Source organism: uncultured Serinicoccus sp., from assembly GCF_947487915.1.
Taxonomy (GTDB): Bacteria; Actinomycetota; Actinomycetes; order Actinomycetales; family Dermatophilaceae; genus Ornithinicoccus.
In genome coordinates this window covers 121022-138447 of record NZ_CANKYH010000004.1, presented here as the reverse complement: position 1 = coordinate 138447, position 17426 = coordinate 121022, and the positions used below count along the sequence as shown (strand labels likewise).

Sequence of the window (17426 nt, the reverse complement as noted above, 5' to 3'; positions counted from 1 at the left end):
CGTGAGCCGGCGGTACCCACCAGGGTGCCGCCGGCTCCGTCGTTCCCCTCGCCCGCCTCACCCGCCGTAGTGGTCCCAGCCCCCCCGGGCCGGGTCGAGGCGGTCCGGACCGAGCCACACCCCGGCAGTCTCGCCCCGGCCGCACGCCGCCACGTCACCGAGGAGCACCCACCCGGGCGGCGCGGCGTCGGGCGCGAAGGTGGCCAGCAGCACGTGCTCCTCCCCGCCCCCGAGCACCGCCCGGCGAGCGGCCTCGGCGGGCACCCCGTGGAGGGCGGCGGCGAGGACGTCCACCGCCCCGGGCCGCAGGTCGATCCGCACGTCGCTGGCGCGGGCCACCCGGTCGGCGTCGCGGACCAGCCCGTCGGACACGTCGATCATCGACGAGGCCCCCGCGAGCGCGGCCCGCGGGCCTTGGCCCAGGTCGGTCCAGGGACGCCGGTGGTAGTCCACCCACGGCCCCTCCGACCGTCCCTCGAGCAGCTGCGCGAGCCCGGCCCCCGAGCGGCCCAGCGGCCCGGAGACGGCGAGCACGTCGCCCGGACGGGCGCCGTCGCGCAGGACCGGGTGCTCCACCCCTTCCGGCAGCTCGCCCAGCGCGGTGACGCCGAGCATCACCACGCCGTCCGGTGCCGCGCTGAGGTCGCCCCCGACGACCGGGACGCCGCTGCGTCGCGACGCCCACGCCATACCCTCCGCGAGGCCGCGCGCCCAGGCCAGGGGCAGCCGCGGGTGCGCCGCGAGGGTGACGAGCAGTCCGGTGCCCGCTCCCCCCATCGAGGCGATGTCGGCGAGGTTCTGGGTGGTGGCCTTGACCCCCACGTCCTGCGGCGTCGACCAGTCGTCGCGCCAGTCGTGGCCCAGCACCATGGTGTCCGTGGTCACGAGCACCGCTCCCCGCCGTGCCCGGAGGTATGCCGTGTCGTCGCCCGGCCCCACGAGCACGCCGTCGGCCGGCTGGTCGGCGAGGGCGGCGAACACCTCGGCGAGCACGCCCCGCTCCCCCACCTCCCCGAGCACCGGCCCGGTCCTCGCGCCGCCGCCGGGACCCGCCCGTCCACCGTCCTCGCTCGCGTCCACCCCCGCACGGTAGCCTCCCACCCACCGAGCCGGATCAGGAGGAAGCCGTGGTCAAGGCATACATGCTCGTCCAGACCCAGGTCGGGGCGTCCGCGCAGGTCACCCGCACCCTCCGGGGCCTCGCGGGGGTGGTGAGCGCCGAGGACGTCGCCGGGCCCTACGACGTCATCGCCGTCGTGCAGGCGCCCACCGTCGCCGATCTCGGCCGTGGGGTGATCGCCCGCGTCCTCGAGGTCCCCGACATCACCCGCACGACGACGTGCACGGTCGTCGAGCTCTGAGGGGCGTCCTGCCCGCCACCGCCGTCGTGCTCGTGCTGGGCGGGTGCGGCGACGAGGCGGTGCGCGCGGTGCCCTTCGACGCCGCCGACTCCGCGCCCTGCCAGGAGGTGGCGCGCCACTGGCCCAGCACGATCGGGCCGTACGAGGCACGGGTCACCGCGGTGCAGTCCGAGGGGGTGGCGGCCTGGGGCGACCCGCCCATCGTCGCGCGCTGCGGCAAGACGCCGCCCGGGCCGACGACCGACCCGTGCATCGACGTCAACGGCGTGGACTGGGTGGCCACCCAGCTCGACGACGGCGGCACGATGTTCACGACCTACGGGCGCGAGCCGGCGCTGGAGGTGCTGGTGCCGGCGGACTACGACAGCCACCCCCTGCTGCTGCCGCCTCTGGGGGAGGCCGCCGAGGCGGTCCCGCAGACCCTCGGGGAGTGCTCCTCGGCCGACGGCTGAGCTCAGCGCAGCCCGAGCGGGCGCTCCAGCGCCAGGGTGATGAGCTCGTCCACCAGCTCGGGATAGCTCATCCCGGAGGCGGCCCAGGCCTGGGGGTACATCGAGTAGGGCGTGAAGCCCGGCATGGTGTTGATCTCGTTGAGCACCACCTCGCCGCGCGGGGTGACGAAGCAGTCGACCCGGGACAGGCCCTCGGCGTCGGCGACCTCGAAGGCGAGGGCCGCGATGCGGTGGATCTCGTCCCGGATCTCGACCGGTAGGTCCGCCGGCGCGGTGATCTGCACGCTCTCCTCGTCGAGGTACTTCGCCTCGAAGTCGTAGAAGTCGTGCGCACCGGAGACGACGATCTCGCCGCACTCGCTGACCCGGGGCGGCTCCGAGCCGCGGCCCCCGAGGACGCCGCACTCGATCTCCCGCCCCTCGATCCCCTGCTCGACGAGCACCTTGGGGTCGTGGTCGCGGGCCTTGTCGACGGCGACCTCGAGGTCCTCGGGGCGTTCCACCTTGACGACCCCCACCGAGGACCCGGCCCGGGCGGGCTTGACGAAGACCGGGAAGCGCAGCCCGGAGGCGGCGTCCAGGGCGGCGGCCCGGTCCCGCCGCCACTGCCGGTCGGTGATGAGCGCGTAGGGCCCCACGGGCAGCCCGGCGGAGGCGAAGAGGACCTTCATGACGTGCTTGTCCATCATCGCCGCGGACGCCATCACCCCGCACCCGACGTAGGGCAGGTCGGCGAGCTCCAGCAGACCCTGGATGGTGCCGTCCTCCCCGAACGGCCCGTGCAGCAGCGGGAAGACGACGTCGACCTCACCGATCGGGTGCACCTCGCCCGCGGCGTCGACCCAGGTCCACTCGTGCTCCACTCCCCCCAGCGGCACGATGACCCGCCGACCGGTGTCGGACACGGACGGCAGACGGCCGTCCCGGATGTCGAGGGCCTGCGGGTCGTCGTCCACGAGCACCCAGTGACCCTCGCGGGTGATGCCGACCGGCACCACGGCATACCGCTGCCGGTCCAGCGCGCGCAGCACGCTCGCGGCGGTGGCGCAGGAGATGGCGTGCTCGTCGGAGCGGCCACCGAAGACCAGGGCGACGCGGCGTCGGCGGTCGGGGGCGGGCGAGGTCTGCGTGTCCATCGCCGTCGAGCCTAGCCAAGGTGGTGCGGGCGCCCGCGCAGGACGCGCACGCCGCTCAGTGACGCTCGTGCTTGCGGGCCCGGGTCATGAGCTCGCCGGTCAGCTGCTCCGGGGTGACCGACCCGTCCACCACGGCGCTGACGCCTTGGCAGATCGGCATCTCCACCCCGTGCCGGGCGCCGAGCTCGACGACGCTGCGGCACGACTTCACGCCCTCGGCCGTCTGGTGCGGCACGGCGAGGATCTCCGCGACCGTGCGGCCCTGCCCGAGCGCCACCCCCACCCGGTGGTTGCGCGAGAGCGGTGACATGCACGTCGCGATGAGGTCCCCGACCCCGGCCAGACCCATGAGGGTGGCCGGGTCCGCACCCAGCGCCTGCCCCAGGCGGGCGGTCTCGGCGAGCCCCCGGGTGATGAGGCTGGACTTGGTGTTGTCGCCGTAGCCGAGCCCCTCGGCCATGCCGACGGCCAGGGCGATGACGTTCTTCACCGCACCGCCGAGCTCGGCACCCACGACGTCGGTCTGGGTGTAGGGCCGGAAGTAGGGCGTCATCACGGCGGCGGCGACCCGGTCGGCCGTCCCGTGGTCGATCCCCGCGACGACGCTGGCCGCCGGCTGGCGGGCGGCGATCTCCCGGCTGAGGTTGGGCCCGGTGACGACCACGACGCGGCGCTCGTCGATGCCGCTGGCCACGATGACCTCGCTCATCCGGCGCCCGGTGCCGAGCTCGATGCCCTTCATGAGCGACACGACGGGGGCCCCGGCCGGCAGGTGGGCTCCCCAGCCGTCGAGGTTGTCCTGCAGGCTCTGGCTGGGCACCGCGAGCACGACGAGGTCGGCCCCCTCGGCCGCCTCGCGCGGGTCGGCGGTGGCGGTGACGACGGGCCCGAGCTCGACCTCCGGCAGGTAGTCGGGGTTGCGGTGCTCCTCGCGCACCTGCCGGGCCACATCCGGGCGCCGCGCCCAGAGGGTCACCCGTTCGGCCCCGGCGTCCGCGAGGACCTGCGCGAAGGCCGTGCCCCAGCTCCCGGCACCGAAGATGGCGGCCCGCGTCACCGGCCCTCCTCCCGGTACTCGTGCGGGCGCGCCGGCGGCTGCTCGCCCCGCAGCGTCGCGAGCTGCGCGGTGACCGCCGCCATGATGCGGGTGGTCGCCTCGGTGTGCGCCCGCGGGTCCTCCGGGCGGTCCTGCAGGTCGGAGAGGTCCACCGGCGGCCCGGCGAGCACCTGCTGCACGGGACGCGCCAGGAGGTTGCCCGGGCGCCGGGCGTAGCGACCGAGGATCCGCTGGGCGCCCCACTGCGCGACCGGCACCACCGGGGCACCGGAGGTGAGCGCCAGGCGGCCGACGCCCGGCTTGGCGCGCATGGGCCACAGGTCCGGGTCCCGCGTCAGCGTGCCCTCCGGCATGATGACGATGCAGCGGCCGTCGTGGAGCGCCTCGCGGGCGGAGACGAGCGCGTCGCGGGCCCGCGAGCTCGCGCGGTAGACCGGCACCTGCTCGAGGTGGGTGAGGGCGCGCCCGAGCAGCGGCACCTCGAAGAGCGAGGACTTGGCCAGGTAGAACGGCGGGTGCCCGTGGTCGACGAGGTAGTGGGCCAGCGTGATGGGGTCCACCTCGGAGTAGTGGTTGCCCGCCACGATGAAGCCACCCTGCTGCGGGAGGTGCTCGCCGCCGGCCCAGTCCCGACGGGTCGCGACCTGCAGCAGCGGCCGCACGGCGGTGATGACCGCGTGGTAGGACCAGGGCAGGTCGTGGTGGCTGGGCTGGCGTCTCACGACGGTCATCTTTGCATCCGGGCCAGGTCGTCGCGAGGATGCACCGGTGACCCCCACCCCCCGCGTCCCCCGGCCCGCGACCCGGTGGCGGCTCGTGGTCCCCCTCCAGCGCGCGGAGCGCGCCAAGACCCGCCTGGTGGCGCCCGAGGGTGTCGGCAGGGTCGCGTTGGCCCGCGCCATCGCCGCGGACACGCTGGAGTCGGTATGCCGTGCCCTCCCCCAGGGCGACGTCGTCGTCGTCACCTCGGACGAGGCCGGTGCGGCGCGGGCGGCCGCGCTCGGCGCCCGGGTCGTCGACGATCCCGGCGGCGGGCTGAACGCCGCGATCCGGGCCGGCCTCCAGGTCGCCGCAACGCCCGGTGGCGAAGCCGTGGGCGGGACGGGACCGCCGGGTCTCGCCGTCCTGCTCGGTGACCTGCCGTGCCTGCAGCCCGCGGACCTGGTGGCGGCGCTGGACGTCTGCGCACGCCACCCGCGCGCGGTGGTGCCCGACGCCGACGGCTCGGGCACCGTGCTGCTCACCTCGGTCGACGCCGATCTCGTGCCACGGTTCGGCGCGGGCAGCGCCGCCCGGCACGCGAGGACCGCCGCGCGTCTGGCGCTGGACCTCCCGCGCCTGCGCCGCGACGTCGACACCACCGCGGACCTGGGCGACGCCATACGCCTCGGCCTCGGTCCGCGGACGTCCGCCGCCCTCGCCGCCGGGCACCCGCCGACCTCGGCCTAGGGTGGGCACCATGCAGGCCAGCGTCCACACCTACGACCTCGACGCGCGCACGGGTGAGGTGCTCCTCGACACCGGCCGCGTCCTGCCCTTCCCGGCCGCCGCCGTCGAGGCGAGCGGCCTGCGTCACCTGCGGGTCGGCCAGCGGGTGTGCATCGAGGTCGCCGAGGGCGCCGACCCCGAGACCGCGGGCGCCACCGTCTCCCGCGTGTGGATCGTCGGCATCGGCGAGGGCGAGACCATCACCTGAGGGCCCCGCCCCTCCCCCACCGGCGGCTCAGCCCTTGCCCTTGCCCTTGTTCGTGCTCGTTGCCTTGCCCTTGCCCTTGCCGTCCTGACCCTTCTTCTTCCCCTTGCCGCCCTTGTTCTTCTTCTTCTTCGAGGACGAGCTCGTGGACTCCGCGATGACCTGGTCGTTCTTCACCCGGGCCAGCTGCGCCTTCTTGGCCGAGATCATGCCGGCGGTGATGTCCTCGCCCCCCGCGAAGACCAGGCCGGCGCCCCCCGGAGCCGAGGGACCGGCCTCGGACTCGACCGGTGCGGCGTCGCTGGGCGTCTCCTTGCGCACGCTGGAGGGGGTGCCCGACGCGGCCCGCTTCGACGCCCGCCCCTCGCGTGAGGCGGGGGCGGCCCGCCCGCCACGGGCCTCCTCACCCGCCGAGCGGCGCACGCTGGGCGGCGCGCCCGAGCGGCTCGCCGCCCCGTCGACCACCGCACCACGGACCCCCGCAGACCCCTCAGCAGGCAGCCCGGCGGGGTCGGCGACGACGTCCTTGAAATAGCTCCCCGGGCGGAACCGCGGGGTCGTCGTGCGGGCGATGGGCACGCGCTCCCCGGTGCGCGGGTTGCGGCCCGTCCGCGGGGCTCGCTGCACGCGCTCGAAGGTGCCGAAGCCGGTGATCGCCACCGACCCCCCGGAGGCGACCTCGCGCAGCACCACGTCCACCAGCGCCTCCACCGCCGCCGTGGCGGCCGCCCGGCCGCCCAGCCGCGGCGCGAGCGCCTCGATCAGGTCTGCCTTGTTCATGCCGCACCCTCTCCACCGTGCCGGACGTGAGACCGCAGGTCAGGCGACCGGGCCACGTCCTCCCCACGCTATCGCGACGAGGCGCCCCGACACGAGGAACGGCCCCCATCGCAGGTGCGATGAGGGCCGTTCGACACGGGTAGCCCCGACGGGATTCGAACCCGCGCTACCGCCTTGAGAGGGCGGCGTGCTAGGCCGCTACACAACGGGGCCGTGTCCGGCGCTGACTGCGCCGAGCGGAGAGCCTACCCGACCGGGTAGACCTCCACGAAATCGAGAGCAACGTCTCGATGTCGCGCTGGGGTACCAGGACTCGAACCTAGAACAACTGAACCAGAATCAGCCGTGTTGCCAATTACACCATACCCCAAGGGGTATCTCCGTCCCCGTACGGGGCGGCGAACCGAGGAACCACTCTACCGTGACCCGGTCGTCGACCCAAATCCCCAGGCGGGACCGCGTCGCGCCTCAGAGCGAGGCCCGCAGCCCTCGCAGCCGGTCCAGGGTCTCCTCCCGGCCGAGGATCTCCATCGACTCGAACAGCGGCGGGCTGATGCGCTGGCCCGAGACGGCCGTCCGCAGCGGCCCGAACGCGAGCCGCGGCTTGAGGCCCAGTCCGTCCACCAGCGCCTCACGGAGCGCGGCCTCGATCCGCTCGTGGGTCCACTCCACACCCCCGCCGAGCGGCTCCGGCGCGGCCCCGGAGATCGGCTCCAGCGCCGCCACGGCGGCGTCCAGCACGGCGGGTGCGTCGTCCTTGAGCTGTCCGCGGGCGTCCTCGGCGATCTCCAGGTCCGCGCCGCGGACGTAGAACGGGCGCACCATCGGGACCGCCTCGGAGAGCACCTGGATGCGGGTCTGGATGAGGTCGGCGACCGCCTCCAGCCGCGCCAGCTCGCCCATGTCGCTCTGCTCCCGAAGGACACCGGCCCCGCGCAGGACCGGCAGCAGCCGGGAGGTGAACTCCGGCAGCGACAGCCGCCGCAGGTGGTCGCCGTTGATGGACTCGGCCTTCTTCTGGTCCCACCGCGCCGGGTTGGGGTTGACGTCGGCGACGTCGAAGGCCTGCACGAGGTGCTCGGGGTCGAAGATGTCGCGGTCCGGGCCGATGGACCAGCCGAGCAGGGCGAGGTAGTTGATCATCCCCTCCCGGACGAAGCCCCGCTCGCGGTGCAGGAAGAGGTCGGACTGCGGGTCCCGCTTGGACAGCTTCTTGCTGCCCTCCCCCAGCACGAGCGGCAGGTGGGCGAAGGTCGGCACCCGCTGCGCGACGCCGATCTCGACCAGCGCGCGGTAGAGCGCGATCTGCCGCGGTGTCGAGGAGAGCAGGTCCTCACCCCGGATGACGTGGGTGATCCGCATCATGGCGTCGTCGACCGGGTTGACCAGCGTGTAGAGCGGGTGGCCGTTGCCGCGGACGATGACGAAGTCGGGCACCGACCCCGCCCCGAAGGTGACCTCCCCGCGCACCAGGTCGGTGAAGGTGAGGTCCTCGTCGGGCATCCGCAGCCGCAGCACCGGCTCGCGGCCCTCGTCGCGGTAGGCCTGCTTCTGCTCCGCGCTGAGGTCCCGGTCGTGGTTGTCGTAGCCGAGCTTGGGGTCGCGACCCGCCGCCCGGTGCCGCGCCTCGACCTCCTGCGGTGTGCTGAAGGACTCGTAGGCCAGACCCGCCTCCAGCAGCCGGCGCGCCACGTCGGCGTGCAGGTCGGCGCGCTCGCTCTGCCGGTAGGGACCGTAGGGGCCGCCGACGCCGGGCCCCTCGTCGTAGTCCAGCCCCAACCACTCCAGGGCGTCGACGATCTGCTGCATGGACTCCTGCGAGTCGCGGGAGGCGTCGGTGTCCTCGATCCGGAAGACCAGCGTGCCGCCGTGGTGGCGGGCGTAGGCCCAGTTGAACAGCGCGGTGCGCGCGAGGCCGACGTGCGGCGTCCCGGTGGGGCTGGGGCAGAAGCGCACGCGGACGTCCGGGCCGGTGACGTCGTCGTGCTCGGTGGCGGAGACAGGGGCGGAGTGCGTCGTCATGATGGGCGCCAGCCTACGTCGCGCGGGACCCGGTGGACGCCGGTCCTGCAGCCGCGGCACCCCCGTCGCGGGGTATGCCTCAGCGCCCCATGAGCGCGGTCGTCACCGACTCCTGCATCCAGGAGAGGAAGTCGTAGTAGGCCATCTTCTGCGCCAGCGCCGGGTCGAGGTCGGTGTCGGTGTCCCCCGACAGGGCCGCCTCGAGCTCCTGGTGCAGACGTTCGGAGTCCTCGTCGGTGCGCAGCCCGAGCCGCTCCCCGAGGATAAGCCGGGCGTCGGTGAGCGCGATCGCGAGGGCCCGCCCCTGGTCGAGGTCGAGCTCCAGGCGGGGCGGGGTCGCCCCCTCCAGGGCCGCGATGGCCGTGGCGAGGGTGCCCGCCTTGCGCTGGCGCAGACCGTGCTCGGTGAGCCGGCGGAACTCGGCCGCCTGCTCGTCGTCGTCGCGGGAGGCCGGCGGCAGCAGACGCCGCAACGCCGGGTCGCTGGGCTCGGTGGGGTCGACCTCGTCCCCCAGCCCGGCGACCAGGTCGAGGAAGGGGTCGCCGGTCTCCGGGCGCTCCGGGGCCACGAAGTCCCGGGTCAGCCGCAGGACGTGGACGACGACGGCGATCTCGTCGGCGTCGAAGGAGGCGACGAGCCGCTCGCCCCTGCGCCGGAACGCCCGCGCCATACCTCAGTCGTCCTTCTGGAAGGTGGCCCACAGGCCGTAGCCGTGCATGGCCTCGGTGTCGGCCTCCATCTTCTCCCGCGTGCCGGTCGAGACGACCGCGCGGCCCACGGTGTGCACGTCCATCATGAGCTTCTCGGCCTTGCTGCGGGTGTAGCCGAAGTGCGTCTGGAAGACCCAGGTGACGTAGCTCATGAGGTTGACCGGGTCGTTCCACACCAGGGTGACCCACGGGCGGTCCGACTCCGGGCGGTCCAGGACGGCCACCCCGCCCTGCTCCTGCGGGGTGGTCTGCGGGTCGGCCGGCGGCGCCGGTGGGCTGGGGGTGTCGATCGGCACGCCCCCACCATAGGGTGCGGGGGTGAGCCCGAGCACCGCCCTGCTGACCGACCACTACGAGCTGACGATGATCCAGGCCGCGCTCGCCAGCGGTCACGCCGAGCGGCGCTGCGTCTTCGAGGCGTTCGCCCGCCGGCTGCCCGAGGGGCGGCGCTACGGCGTCGTGGCCGGCACCGGGCGCGCGCTGGAGGCGCTGCGCGACTTCCGCTTCGGGGAGGAGGAGATCGCCTTCCTCGCCGACCGGGAGGTGGTGGACCGGCGCACCCTGGACTGGCTGGCCGACTTCCGGTTCCGCGGCGACATCTGGGGGTATGCCGAGGGCGAGGTCTACTTCCCCGGCTCCCCGCTGCTCGTGGTCGAGTCGGGCTTCGCCGAGGGGGTGGTGCTGGAGACCCTCTTCCTGTCGGTCCTCAACCACGACTCGGCCGTGGCCTCGGCGGCGTCCCGGATGACCGCGGTCGCCCACGGCCGCCCGTGCATCGAGATGGGCAGCCGGCGCACGCACGAGGCCTCGGCGGTGGCGGCGGCGCGGGCGGCATACCTCGCGGGGTTCGCCTCGACCTCCAACCTCGAGGCGGGTCGGCGGCACGGCATCCCGACCATGGGGACGGCCGCGCACTCCTACACCCTCCTGCACGACGACGAGCGCCAGGCCTTCGCCAACCAGCTCGCCAGCCTGGGGCTGTCGACCACCCTCCTCGTCGACACGTATGACGTGACCGGCGCCGTCGAGCTGGCGGTCGAGCTGGCCGGGAGCGAGCTCGGCGGGGTGCGCCTGGACTCCGGTGACCTGGTGAGCCAGGCCTTCGAGGTCCGCAGCCAGCTGGACCGGCTCGGGGCGGCGGACACGCGCATCGTCGTGACCTCCGACCTCGACGAGCACGCCATCGCCGCGCTGCAGGCCGCGCCCGTCGACGCCTACGGCGTGGGCACCAAGGTGGTGACCGGCTCGGGGCACCCGGCGGCGGGGATGGTCTACAAGCTGGTCAGCCGGGAGAGCGGCGACGGCCGGATGGAGGGGGTGGCCAAGGCGAGCAAGGACAAGGCGAGCGTGGGCGGGCGCAAGTACGCCCTGCGCCGCCGGTCCAGCAGCGGCGAGGCGACCGAGGAGATCATCGGGATCAACGAGAAGCCGCAGGACGACGGCGACGACCGGCCCCTGCTGGTGCCGCTGGTCGAGCACGGCGAGGTGGTCGCCCGCACCGACGTCGCCGCTGCCCGGGAGCACCACGAACGGGCCCGCGCGGAGCTGCCGCAGCGGGCGCTGCGGCTCTCCCTCGGTGACCCGGCGCTGGCGACGACCTACCTCGACGACTGGAGCTGAGGGCCGGCGCCCGGCTCAGGCCCGCGCCGGTCCCCCCGCCGTGGTGTCGTGCGTCACGACGACCCCCGCGTCGCGGTGTCGTGCCTCACGACGACCCCCGCGTCGCGCATCTCCCGCAGCGCGGCGTCCGTCGTCCTGGGGGCGACGCCGGCGCACAGGTCGAGCAGCAGGTGCGTCTCCAGCCCCTCCCGGCGGGCGTCCAGCGCCGTCGCCCGCACGCAGTGGTCGGTGGCGATGCCGCAGACGTCCACGGTCGTGATGCCCCGCTCGCGCAGCCAGTCGGCCAGGCCGAGCCGGCGACCGTGCACCTCGGTGCGTCCCTCGAACCCGGAGTAGGCCGCCTCGTGCTCCCCCTTGCGGAAGACCGCCTGGACGTGCTCGAGGGCGGGGGCGAGCTCGGGCCGGAAGTCGGCGCCCTCGGTGCCGACCTCGCAGTGCACCGGCCAGGAGGTGACGAAGTCGGGCTCGCCGTCGGTGGCCCAGTGCCCGCCGGGGTCGACGTGCCAGTCGGCGGTGGCGACCACCGTCGCGTACTCCTGCGCGTGGGCGACCGTGTAGGCGCTCACGCCCTCGGCGACGGCGATCCCCCCGGTCACCGGCAGCGAGCCGCCCTCGCAGAAGTCGTGCTGGACGTCGACGATGATCAGGCCTCGGCTCATACCCCTGATCGTGCCACCTCCAGTCGACACCCGCACAGGAGCGCCCGGCTCACGTCGCGCGGCCGGGCGGCGCCCGCCGGGGGGCCGTGCTCAGCGCCTCTTGACGACGTTGGTGCCGGCAGCCTTGTCGTGCAGCGCCTGGTTGTTCGCGTCCCACAGCGGCCACAGGACGTTGATGATGGTGAACAGGCCGAGGAAGCCGAGGGCGGGTGAGAGGCTGCCCAGCAGGTTCGGGCCCTGGTAGACGGCCGAGCGCAGCAGCACCGCGCGCCAGGTGGGCAGGCCCGGCTCGTCCCGCAGCCGCACGCGCAGCCCGGTGATGAGCTTGCCGACGGTGCCACCGAAGAACTTCACCATGAGCACCTCGTAGGCGAGGCCGAGGACGGCGGTCACGAGCCCCAGCTGGAGGATCCAGTCCTCGAGGATCACGGGCACGGCGCCCGTGGGGTCGGGGTCCATGACGTAGTCCTCCATGGCGCCGCGCACCTCGGGGGTCACGGTGGCCACGACGAGGACGGTGCTGACGATGAGCGCGAGGAGGCCGTCGAGCAGGCGGGCACCGACGCGGTGCCACCACCCGGCCAGCGGCTGGCCGTCCGGGGTCGTCGGACCCGGCTGCGGCTGGTAGCCGCCGGGCACCGGCCCTCCCTGCCACTGGCCCTGGTACGGGTTCTGCCCGGTCTGGCCGGCGTAGGGGTTGGGCTGCTGCTGGCCCTGCTGGCCCCAGCCCTGCTGCCCCTGGCCGTAGCCACCCTGGCCCTGCTGGCCCCAGCCCTGCTGCCCCTGGCCCTGCTGCCCCTGGCCGTAGCCGCCCTGGCCCTGCTGCCCCTGGCCTGCCTGCCCGGCCTCGCCCGACTCCGGCGCCTGCCACTGCTGGCCCGACTGGGCGAGGTTGGGCTTCTGCTTGGGTGCCGTGTGGTGGGTCCACTGCACGCCGTCCCAGTAGCGGAGATTCTGCGCGTCCTCGGGGTCGTCGTACCACCCTGCCTGCTGACTCATGGTGGCCAGACTATCCGCGCAGACGACCTCCTCTGGCACCGCTGCCCCGCCGGCCCTGCGGACCACCTCCCGGGCGACGAGCACCTGGTCGGCGCGGAACTGCTCGGCGGGGACGGGCGGCAGCAGGTCGTCCCGGTGGGACAGGAAGGTGCCGCGCAGCTGGGACATCCCGGTGGGCCGGGCATACACCCACCAGTGCAGACGGGCCAGACCTGTGCACGCCACCTGCACCCCACCTGCACCCCACCTGATCCTGTGCACGGTTGCGCAGCCTGTGCATGCCGTAGAACCTACGTACCGGCTGCAGATCCGTGTTCGGACTCGAAGCGGTCGTCCCCCGACCCCACCACCTGTGGACAACTCCCCGTCCGCGACACCGGGATCGGCCACAGTGGGTCGTCATGGAGCACCTCCAGGCCCGCCTGTCCGCCCAGCACCACGTCGCCAGCGGTGACGACCTGCGGGCCCTCGGCATCACCCGCACCCAGATCCGCAGACTCATCGCCGGCGGCGTGCTGGTGCGGATCCGCAAGGACTGCTTCGTCTCAGGCGAGGTATGGCGTCGGGCGGCCCCGTGGCAGCTGCACGAGCTGCGGGCGCGCGCGGTCGCGACGAAGCTGTGCGGACCGGGCCGCCCGTACGCCCTCAGCCACCACAGCGGGCTCGAGGTCCGCCGGATCGGAACCTACGGTGTCGACGACAAGGTGCACCTCACGCGGACCGACGACCAGCGAGGGCGGAGCGACGGCGTCGTGCACATCCACCCACCGGTCAGCCGCAGCTGGGTGATCTTCCCGGACGACCCGGCGAGCCGGGAGCCGCCCGTCGTCGACCCTGCCCTGGCCTGTCTGCAGGTAGCCGGGTCCATGGGCCTCGTGGCCGGGCTGGTCAGCGCGGACATCGCGCTGCGGGAGAAGGCGACGACCATCGGGCGGCTGCGTCAGGCGGGCCGGGAAGGGTCGTTCGGGCACGGAGCCCCCGCCGTCCGCACCGTGGTCGAGCACGCCACCGGACTGAGCGGGTCGGCCGGTGAGACCCGGGCCCGCTGGATCATGCTCGAAGCCGGGCTGCCGGTCCCGGAGCTCCAGGCGAGGATCTGCGACGAGCACGGCGAGCTGGTCGGCTTCGTCGACTTCCTGCTGCGGGAGGTCCGGACGGTGGTCGAGTTCGACGGCGCGCTCAAATACGCCTCCTCTCTCGACCTGATGGCCGAGAAGTGGCGCGAGGACCGGCTCCGCGCGCTCGGCTACGAGGTGGTGCGCCTCACCTGGGACGACCTGGCCCACCCCCAGCGCGTCGTCGCCAAGATCCGTGCGGCCATGGCCCGTGGGCTCGCTCGGCGTGCGACCCCGGCCTGAGACTTCCTCCCCGCAGCCGCGGACGACGGCATACCCAGTCTGGCGGCGTCCAGCAGTGTTCGGGACAGTCCTTTCCGCCCGCGCGCCCGGCCACGCAACACCTTGAACTCGATCAGCCCGGCCTGTGCACGGCAGCTGCAGCCTGTGCGTGCGGTAGAACCTACGCACCGGCTGCATATCCGTGCACAGGCGCTCCTGGGACGGGTGTGCCGTGCACAGGTATGCCCCGGGGCGGGTGTGGCGAGCCCGCACCCTGGCAGGCCCCCAGCGAGGTATGCCGTCAGCGGCGGCCGACGAACCAGCGCCGGATAGACTCGATGCGGTCGCGGACCTGCTCGGAGGTGGCCGTCGCGAGCTCGGGGCCGCCGCAGGCGCGGCGCAGCTCGGAGTGCACGACGGCGTGCGGCTGGCCCTTCTTCTGGGCGTAGGCGGCGACCAGCTTGTTGAGCTCCTTGCGGTGCTCGGCGAGCGCCCGGTGGGCGGACACGGCCTGGGCCCGCGCCTGGCCACCGTCGCGCCCGACCTGCTTCTTTTGCCGTTCTCGCAGCAGGGTCGCGACCTGGTCCGGCTCCAGGAGCCCGGGCAGGCCGAGGTAGTCGTCCTCGTCCTCCGACCCGGGCACCCCACCCAGGCCGAACTGCTCGGCGTCGAAGAGCACGTGGTCGAACTCCGCGTCCGACCCGATCGCCTCGTAGCTGCCGGCGAGGTCGTCCGAGGCCCCCTCGGCGGCCTGGGCCTGCTCGAGCAGACCCTCCTCCTCCGACCACAGCTGCTCCTCCCCGCCGTCCTTGCGGTTCAGCGCGTGGTCACGCTCCAGCTCCATCGAGCCGGCGTGCCCGAGCAGCAGCGGCACGTTGGGCAGGAAGACCGAGGCCGTCTCACCGCGGCGCCGGGCCCGCACGAAGCGACCCACCGCCTGCGCGAAGAACAGCGGAGTCGACGTCGAGGTGGCGTAGACCCCGACGGCCAGCCGCGGCACGTCCACCCCCTCGGACACCATGCGGACGGCGACCATCCAGCGCGAGTCGCCCGCGGCATACTCCTCGATCCGGGCCGAGGCCCCGGCGTCGTCGGACAGCACGACGGTCGCCGCCTCACCGGTGATCTCGCGCAGCTGCTTGGCGTAGGCCCGCGCCGAGCGCTGGTCGGAGGCGATGACGAGACCACCGGCGTCCTCGACGTGTCGGCGCACCTCGGTCAGCCGCTTGTCCGCTGCCCGCAGCACCGCCGGGACCCAGTCGCCGGCCGGGTCCAGCGCGGTGCGCCAGGCCTGCTTGGTGACGTCCTGCGTCAGCGGCTCCCCCAGCCGCGCCTCCAGCTCGTCGCCCACCTTGGTCCGCCAGCGCATCGTGCCGCCGTAGGACAGGAAGAGCACGGGTCGCACGACGCCGTCGCGCAGCGCGTCGGCGTAGCCGTAGGTGTAGTCGGCCGACGACCGCAGGATCCCCTCGGCGTCCATCTCGTAGCGCACGAACGGGATGGCCGCGGTGTCGGACCGGAACGGCGTCCCGGTCAGCGCCAGCCGCCGGGTCGCCGGCTCGAAGGCGTCACGCACGGCCTCCCCCCACGACAGCGCGTCGCCGCCGTGATGGACCTCGTCGAGGATCACCAGGGTGCGCGCCGCCTCGGTCCGGGCCCGGTGCAGCAGCGGCTTGCTGGCGACCCCGGCATACGTCACCGCGACACCGTCGAAGTCCTGGCTGTGCCGCCCCTGCGCATTGGCGAAGCGCGGGTCGATGCGGATGCCCACCTTGGCGGCCGCCTCGGCCCACTGGGTCTTGAGGTGCTCGGTCGGCGCCACGACGGTGATCCGCTGCACCTCTCCGCGGTCCAGCAGCTCGGTCGCGACGCGCAGCGCGAAGGTCGTCTTGCCCGCACCGGGCGTCGCCACCGCGAGGAAGTCACGGGGGCGCTCGGCGAGGTAGGTCTGCAGCGCGCTCGCCTGCCAGGCACGCAGCTTGCCCGCCGTGCCCCAGGCGGCACGCTCGGGATAGGCGGGGGGCAGGTGGGAGGCGGCTGAAGTGGACATCGACTCGCCAGGATAGGTCGTTTCCGGATCCGACTCACCGGCCCTCCCGCTCCCGCCGGGGCGCCGCACCCCGTGGTATGCCGTCCCTCCCGCCCGCGGGCAGGCATGCCGGAGCGCGCCTAGACTGGGGCGCATGAGCGTCCGCATGTCCGACCAGCCCCTCGACGCGCCCGAGGCACCGACCCAGCCGTCGACACAGACCGCCGTGCTGGAGCGCGAGGACACCCGGGTCCAGCCCGACCTGTCCGAGCCGGGCGACCACGAGCGCTTCTCGCACTACGTCCGCAAGGAGAAGATCATGGAGTCCGCCCTGAGCGGGGACCCCGTGATCGCGCTGTGCGGCAAGATCTGGGTGCCGGGTCGCGACCCGCAGCGGTTCCCGGTCTGCCCCCAGTGCAAGGAGATCTACGAGGGGCTGCGCGAGCCGCAGGACGGTGGCGGCTCCGGCGGGGGGTCCGGCGGCGAGGACTGAGCCACCACGAGCGACGCGCGGCCCCTTCTGAGCCACCACGAGCGACGCGCGGCCGCTTCTGAGCCACCACGGGCGACGCCCCGTCAGTTGCGCTCGGGGTGCTCGGTCCAGGTGGTGAGGAAGGAGGCAGCCGAGCGCTGGCGGAGCAGCACCTCCCGCCAGAGGTCGGTGGTGTCCTCACGGAAGGCGTCACGCGGCTCGCGGGGCACGACCTCCCACGCCCCGTGCCGGATCTCGGAGTCGAGTTGACCGGCGGACCAGCCGCTGTAGCCCACGAAGATCCGGAAGGCACCGAGCTCGGGCACGACCAGCGGCGCCGGGGCGTCCAGGTCGACCAGGCCGATCCCGCCGAAGAGCAGCTGGGTGCCCAGGGGCGGGTCCTCCGGCAGGTGCCCCGGCACGCTCACCAACCCCATGGCCGTGTCGCGACCCACCGGGCCACCGCGGAAGAGCACCCCCGGGTCGGTGACGAAGGGCTGCCACTCCGGCAGCACCGCGTCGACGCCGGCCTCCATCGGCTGGTTGAGGACGAGCCCGTGGGCGCCGTCCTCGTCGTGGTGCAGGATCAGCACGACGGACCCGGCGAAGGGCTCGCCGGTCAGCGGGGTCGCCACGAGCAGCTGACCGGTGACCTCGCCCCGCTCCATGCGCGGTGGGCTCACGACTGCCGCCTCGTCGGCGTCGAGGTTTCGCGCATGTCCCCATCATGACCCCAGCGGCTCTGGCTCGTCGCGGCGAGCCAGACCCCGAGCCCCACGCCCAGCAGGTCCGCGGCCGTGTCCAGCAGGTCTGCCTGCCGGCCGGGCGCGAGCAGCTGCTGCAGCGGCTCGCTCACCAGGGCGTGCAGCACCAGCACCGGCACGAGCCATGGCGCTCGCAGCCACCACGCCAGGGCAGCGGGCACGGCGAAGGCGATGAGGTGGCCGACCTTGTCCAGGCCGGGGACCCCGGCGGGCCCGGGCGCCTGCGGGGCGTAGAGCCCGTACCCCTGGACGAGCAGCGACACGAGCAGCGCGAACCACCCGAGCACGACGACGAGGTCCAGGCCGGGAGGCCGCCGTGGATCTCGCGGGCCGCC

The 17426-nt window shown here is 74.0% G+C and carries 20 protein-coding genes and 2 tRNA genes; 7 read left to right on the top strand and 15 right to left on the bottom strand.

The genetic code is table 11. The features are described from left to right. Nucleotides 1–57: 57 nt before the first annotated feature. Nucleotides 58–1080, bottom strand: a complete 1023-nt coding sequence (gene thiL / locus Q0795_RS06010; RefSeq protein WP_298887905.1) for a thiamine-phosphate kinase — start codon at nt 1078–1080, stop codon at nt 58–60. A 47-nt stretch (nt 1081–1127) separates the two neighbouring features. Here thiL and Q0795_RS06005 point away from each other — a divergent pair, with 47 nt between their 5' ends. Together Q0795_RS06005 and Q0795_RS06000 are read left to right on the top strand one after the other, a co-directional pair. Then, a complete protein-coding gene (locus Q0795_RS06005; RefSeq protein WP_298887903.1) occupies nt 1128–1361 on the top strand; it encodes an Lrp/AsnC ligand binding domain-containing protein in 234 nt (77 codons plus the stop codon). Continuing rightward, on the top strand, nt 1340–1813 hold the full coding sequence (locus Q0795_RS06000; RefSeq protein ID WP_298887901.1) for a DUF3515 family protein: 474 nt from the start codon (nt 1340–1342) through the stop codon (nt 1811–1813). The genes Q0795_RS06005 and Q0795_RS06000 overlap by 22 nt, the downstream gene beginning before the upstream one ends. A 2-nt stretch (nt 1814–1815) precedes the next feature. Here Q0795_RS06000 and Q0795_RS05995 read toward each other — a convergent pair whose 3' ends face one another. The 3 genes from Q0795_RS05995 to Q0795_RS05985 are packed head-to-tail and all read right to left on the bottom strand — an operon-like array spanning nt 1816 to nt 4737. Then, nucleotides 1816–2949 (bottom strand): D-alanine--D-alanine ligase family protein, encoded by a 1134-nt coding sequence (locus tag Q0795_RS05995; RefSeq protein ID WP_298887899.1) that lies wholly within the window; start codon nt 2947–2949, stop codon nt 1816–1818. Nucleotides 2950–3004: 55 nt separating this feature from the next. Then, complete coding sequence (locus Q0795_RS05990) at nt 3005–4006, bottom strand: NAD(P)H-dependent glycerol-3-phosphate dehydrogenase (RefSeq protein WP_298887897.1); 1002 nt, start codon at nt 4004–4006, stop codon at nt 3005–3007. Continuing rightward, on the bottom strand, nt 4003–4737 hold the full coding sequence (locus Q0795_RS05985; RefSeq protein ID WP_298887896.1) for a 1-acyl-sn-glycerol-3-phosphate acyltransferase: 735 nt from the start codon (nt 4735–4737) through the stop codon (nt 4003–4005). The genes Q0795_RS05990 and Q0795_RS05985 overlap by 4 nt, the downstream gene beginning before the upstream one ends. Nucleotides 4738–4774: 37 nt before the next feature. On the opposite strand from Q0795_RS05985, the gene cofC reads away from it, so the two are divergent. Together cofC and Q0795_RS05975 are read left to right on the top strand one after the other, a co-directional pair. Then, entirely contained in the window at nt 4775–5455 is a 681-nt protein-coding gene (cofC, locus tag Q0795_RS05980) for a 2-phospho-L-lactate guanylyltransferase (protein WP_298887894.1), read from the top strand. A 10-nt stretch (nt 5456–5465) separates the two neighbouring features. Next, entirely contained in the window at nt 5466–5702 is a 237-nt protein-coding gene (locus Q0795_RS05975; protein WP_298887892.1) for a hypothetical protein, read from the top strand. Nucleotides 5703–5729: 27 nt separating this feature from the next. On the opposite strand, the gene Q0795_RS05970 is transcribed toward Q0795_RS05975, so the two are convergent. From Q0795_RS05970 to clpS, 6 genes are all read right to left on the bottom strand, one after another. Next, the gene (locus Q0795_RS05970) at nt 5730–6479 is read right to left on the bottom strand and encodes an HU family DNA-binding protein (protein WP_298887891.1); all 750 of its coding nucleotides are present in this window, start codon (nt 6477–6479) and stop codon (nt 5730–5732) included. Between the two features lie 140 nt (nt 6480–6619). Continuing rightward, nucleotides 6620–6692, bottom strand: a tRNA-Glu gene (locus tag Q0795_RS05965). A gap of 85 nt (nt 6693–6777) precedes the next feature. Continuing rightward, nucleotides 6778–6849 (bottom strand) — tRNA-Gln (locus tag Q0795_RS05960). Between the two features lie 98 nt (nt 6850–6947). Beyond that, the gene (gene gltX, locus Q0795_RS05955; RefSeq protein WP_298887889.1) at nt 6948–8501 is read right to left on the bottom strand and encodes a glutamate--tRNA ligase; all 1554 of its coding nucleotides are present in this window, start codon (nt 8499–8501) and stop codon (nt 6948–6950) included. 79 nt (nt 8502–8580) lie between these two features. After that, nucleotides 8581–9171 carry a DUF2017 family protein gene (locus Q0795_RS05950; protein ID WP_298887887.1) on the bottom strand — a complete coding sequence of 197 codons (591 nt, stop codon included), beginning with the start codon at nt 9169–9171 and terminating at the stop codon, nt 8581–8583. 3 nt (nt 9172–9174) lie between these two features. Next, the gene (clpS, locus tag Q0795_RS05945; RefSeq protein ID WP_298751271.1) at nt 9175–9435 is read right to left on the bottom strand and encodes an ATP-dependent Clp protease adapter ClpS; all 261 of its coding nucleotides are present in this window, start codon (nt 9433–9435) and stop codon (nt 9175–9177) included. A 94-nt stretch (nt 9436–9529) separates the two neighbouring features. Here clpS and Q0795_RS05940 point away from each other — a divergent pair, with 94 nt between their 5' ends. Next, nucleotides 9530–10831 (top strand): nicotinate phosphoribosyltransferase, encoded by a 1302-nt coding sequence (locus Q0795_RS05940; protein WP_298887885.1) that lies wholly within the window; start codon nt 9530–9532, stop codon nt 10829–10831. A gap of 53 nt (nt 10832–10884) precedes the next feature. Here Q0795_RS05940 and Q0795_RS05935 read toward each other — a convergent pair whose 3' ends face one another. Both Q0795_RS05935 and Q0795_RS05930 read right to left on the bottom strand, forming a co-directional pair. Further along, nucleotides 10885–11490, bottom strand: a complete 606-nt coding sequence (locus Q0795_RS05935; RefSeq protein WP_298887883.1) for an isochorismatase family protein — start codon at nt 11488–11490, stop codon at nt 10885–10887. A gap of 90 nt (nt 11491–11580) precedes the next feature. Next, nucleotides 11581–12714 (bottom strand): RDD family protein, encoded by a 1134-nt coding sequence (locus Q0795_RS05930; protein ID WP_298887881.1) that lies wholly within the window; start codon nt 12712–12714, stop codon nt 11581–11583. A gap of 176 nt (nt 12715–12890) precedes the next feature. On the opposite strand from Q0795_RS05930, the gene Q0795_RS05925 reads away from it, so the two are divergent. Continuing rightward, on the top strand, nt 12891–13847 hold the full coding sequence (locus Q0795_RS05925) for a type IV toxin-antitoxin system AbiEi family antitoxin domain-containing protein (protein WP_298887879.1): 957 nt from the start codon (nt 12891–12893) through the stop codon (nt 13845–13847). A gap of 280 nt (nt 13848–14127) precedes the next feature. Here the strand turns inward: Q0795_RS05925 and Q0795_RS05920 are convergent, their stop codons facing one another. Next, the gene (locus tag Q0795_RS05920) at nt 14128–15876 is read right to left on the bottom strand and encodes a DEAD/DEAH box helicase (protein WP_298887878.1); all 1749 of its coding nucleotides are present in this window, start codon (nt 15874–15876) and stop codon (nt 14128–14130) included. A 133-nt stretch (nt 15877–16009) separates the two neighbouring features. Between Q0795_RS05920 and Q0795_RS05915 the strand changes: the two genes are divergently transcribed. Next, nucleotides 16010–16348 carry a DUF3039 domain-containing protein gene (locus Q0795_RS05915; protein ID WP_298887877.1) on the top strand — a complete coding sequence of 113 codons (339 nt, stop codon included), beginning with the start codon at nt 16010–16012 and terminating at the stop codon, nt 16346–16348. Nucleotides 16349–16431: 83 nt separating this feature from the next. On the opposite strand, the gene Q0795_RS05910 is transcribed toward Q0795_RS05915, so the two are convergent. Further along, nucleotides 16432–17010: a YqgE/AlgH family protein gene (locus Q0795_RS05910; protein WP_366942453.1), complete on the bottom strand. Its 579-nt coding sequence runs from the start codon at nt 17008–17010 to the stop codon at nt 16432–16434. Beyond that, nucleotides 17007–17378, bottom strand: a complete 372-nt coding sequence (locus Q0795_RS05905; RefSeq protein ID WP_298887875.1) for a VanZ family protein — start codon at nt 17376–17378, stop codon at nt 17007–17009. Before Q0795_RS05905 ends, Q0795_RS05910 begins: the two co-directional genes overlap by 4 nt. Between the last annotated feature and the right edge of the window lie 48 nt (nt 17379–17426).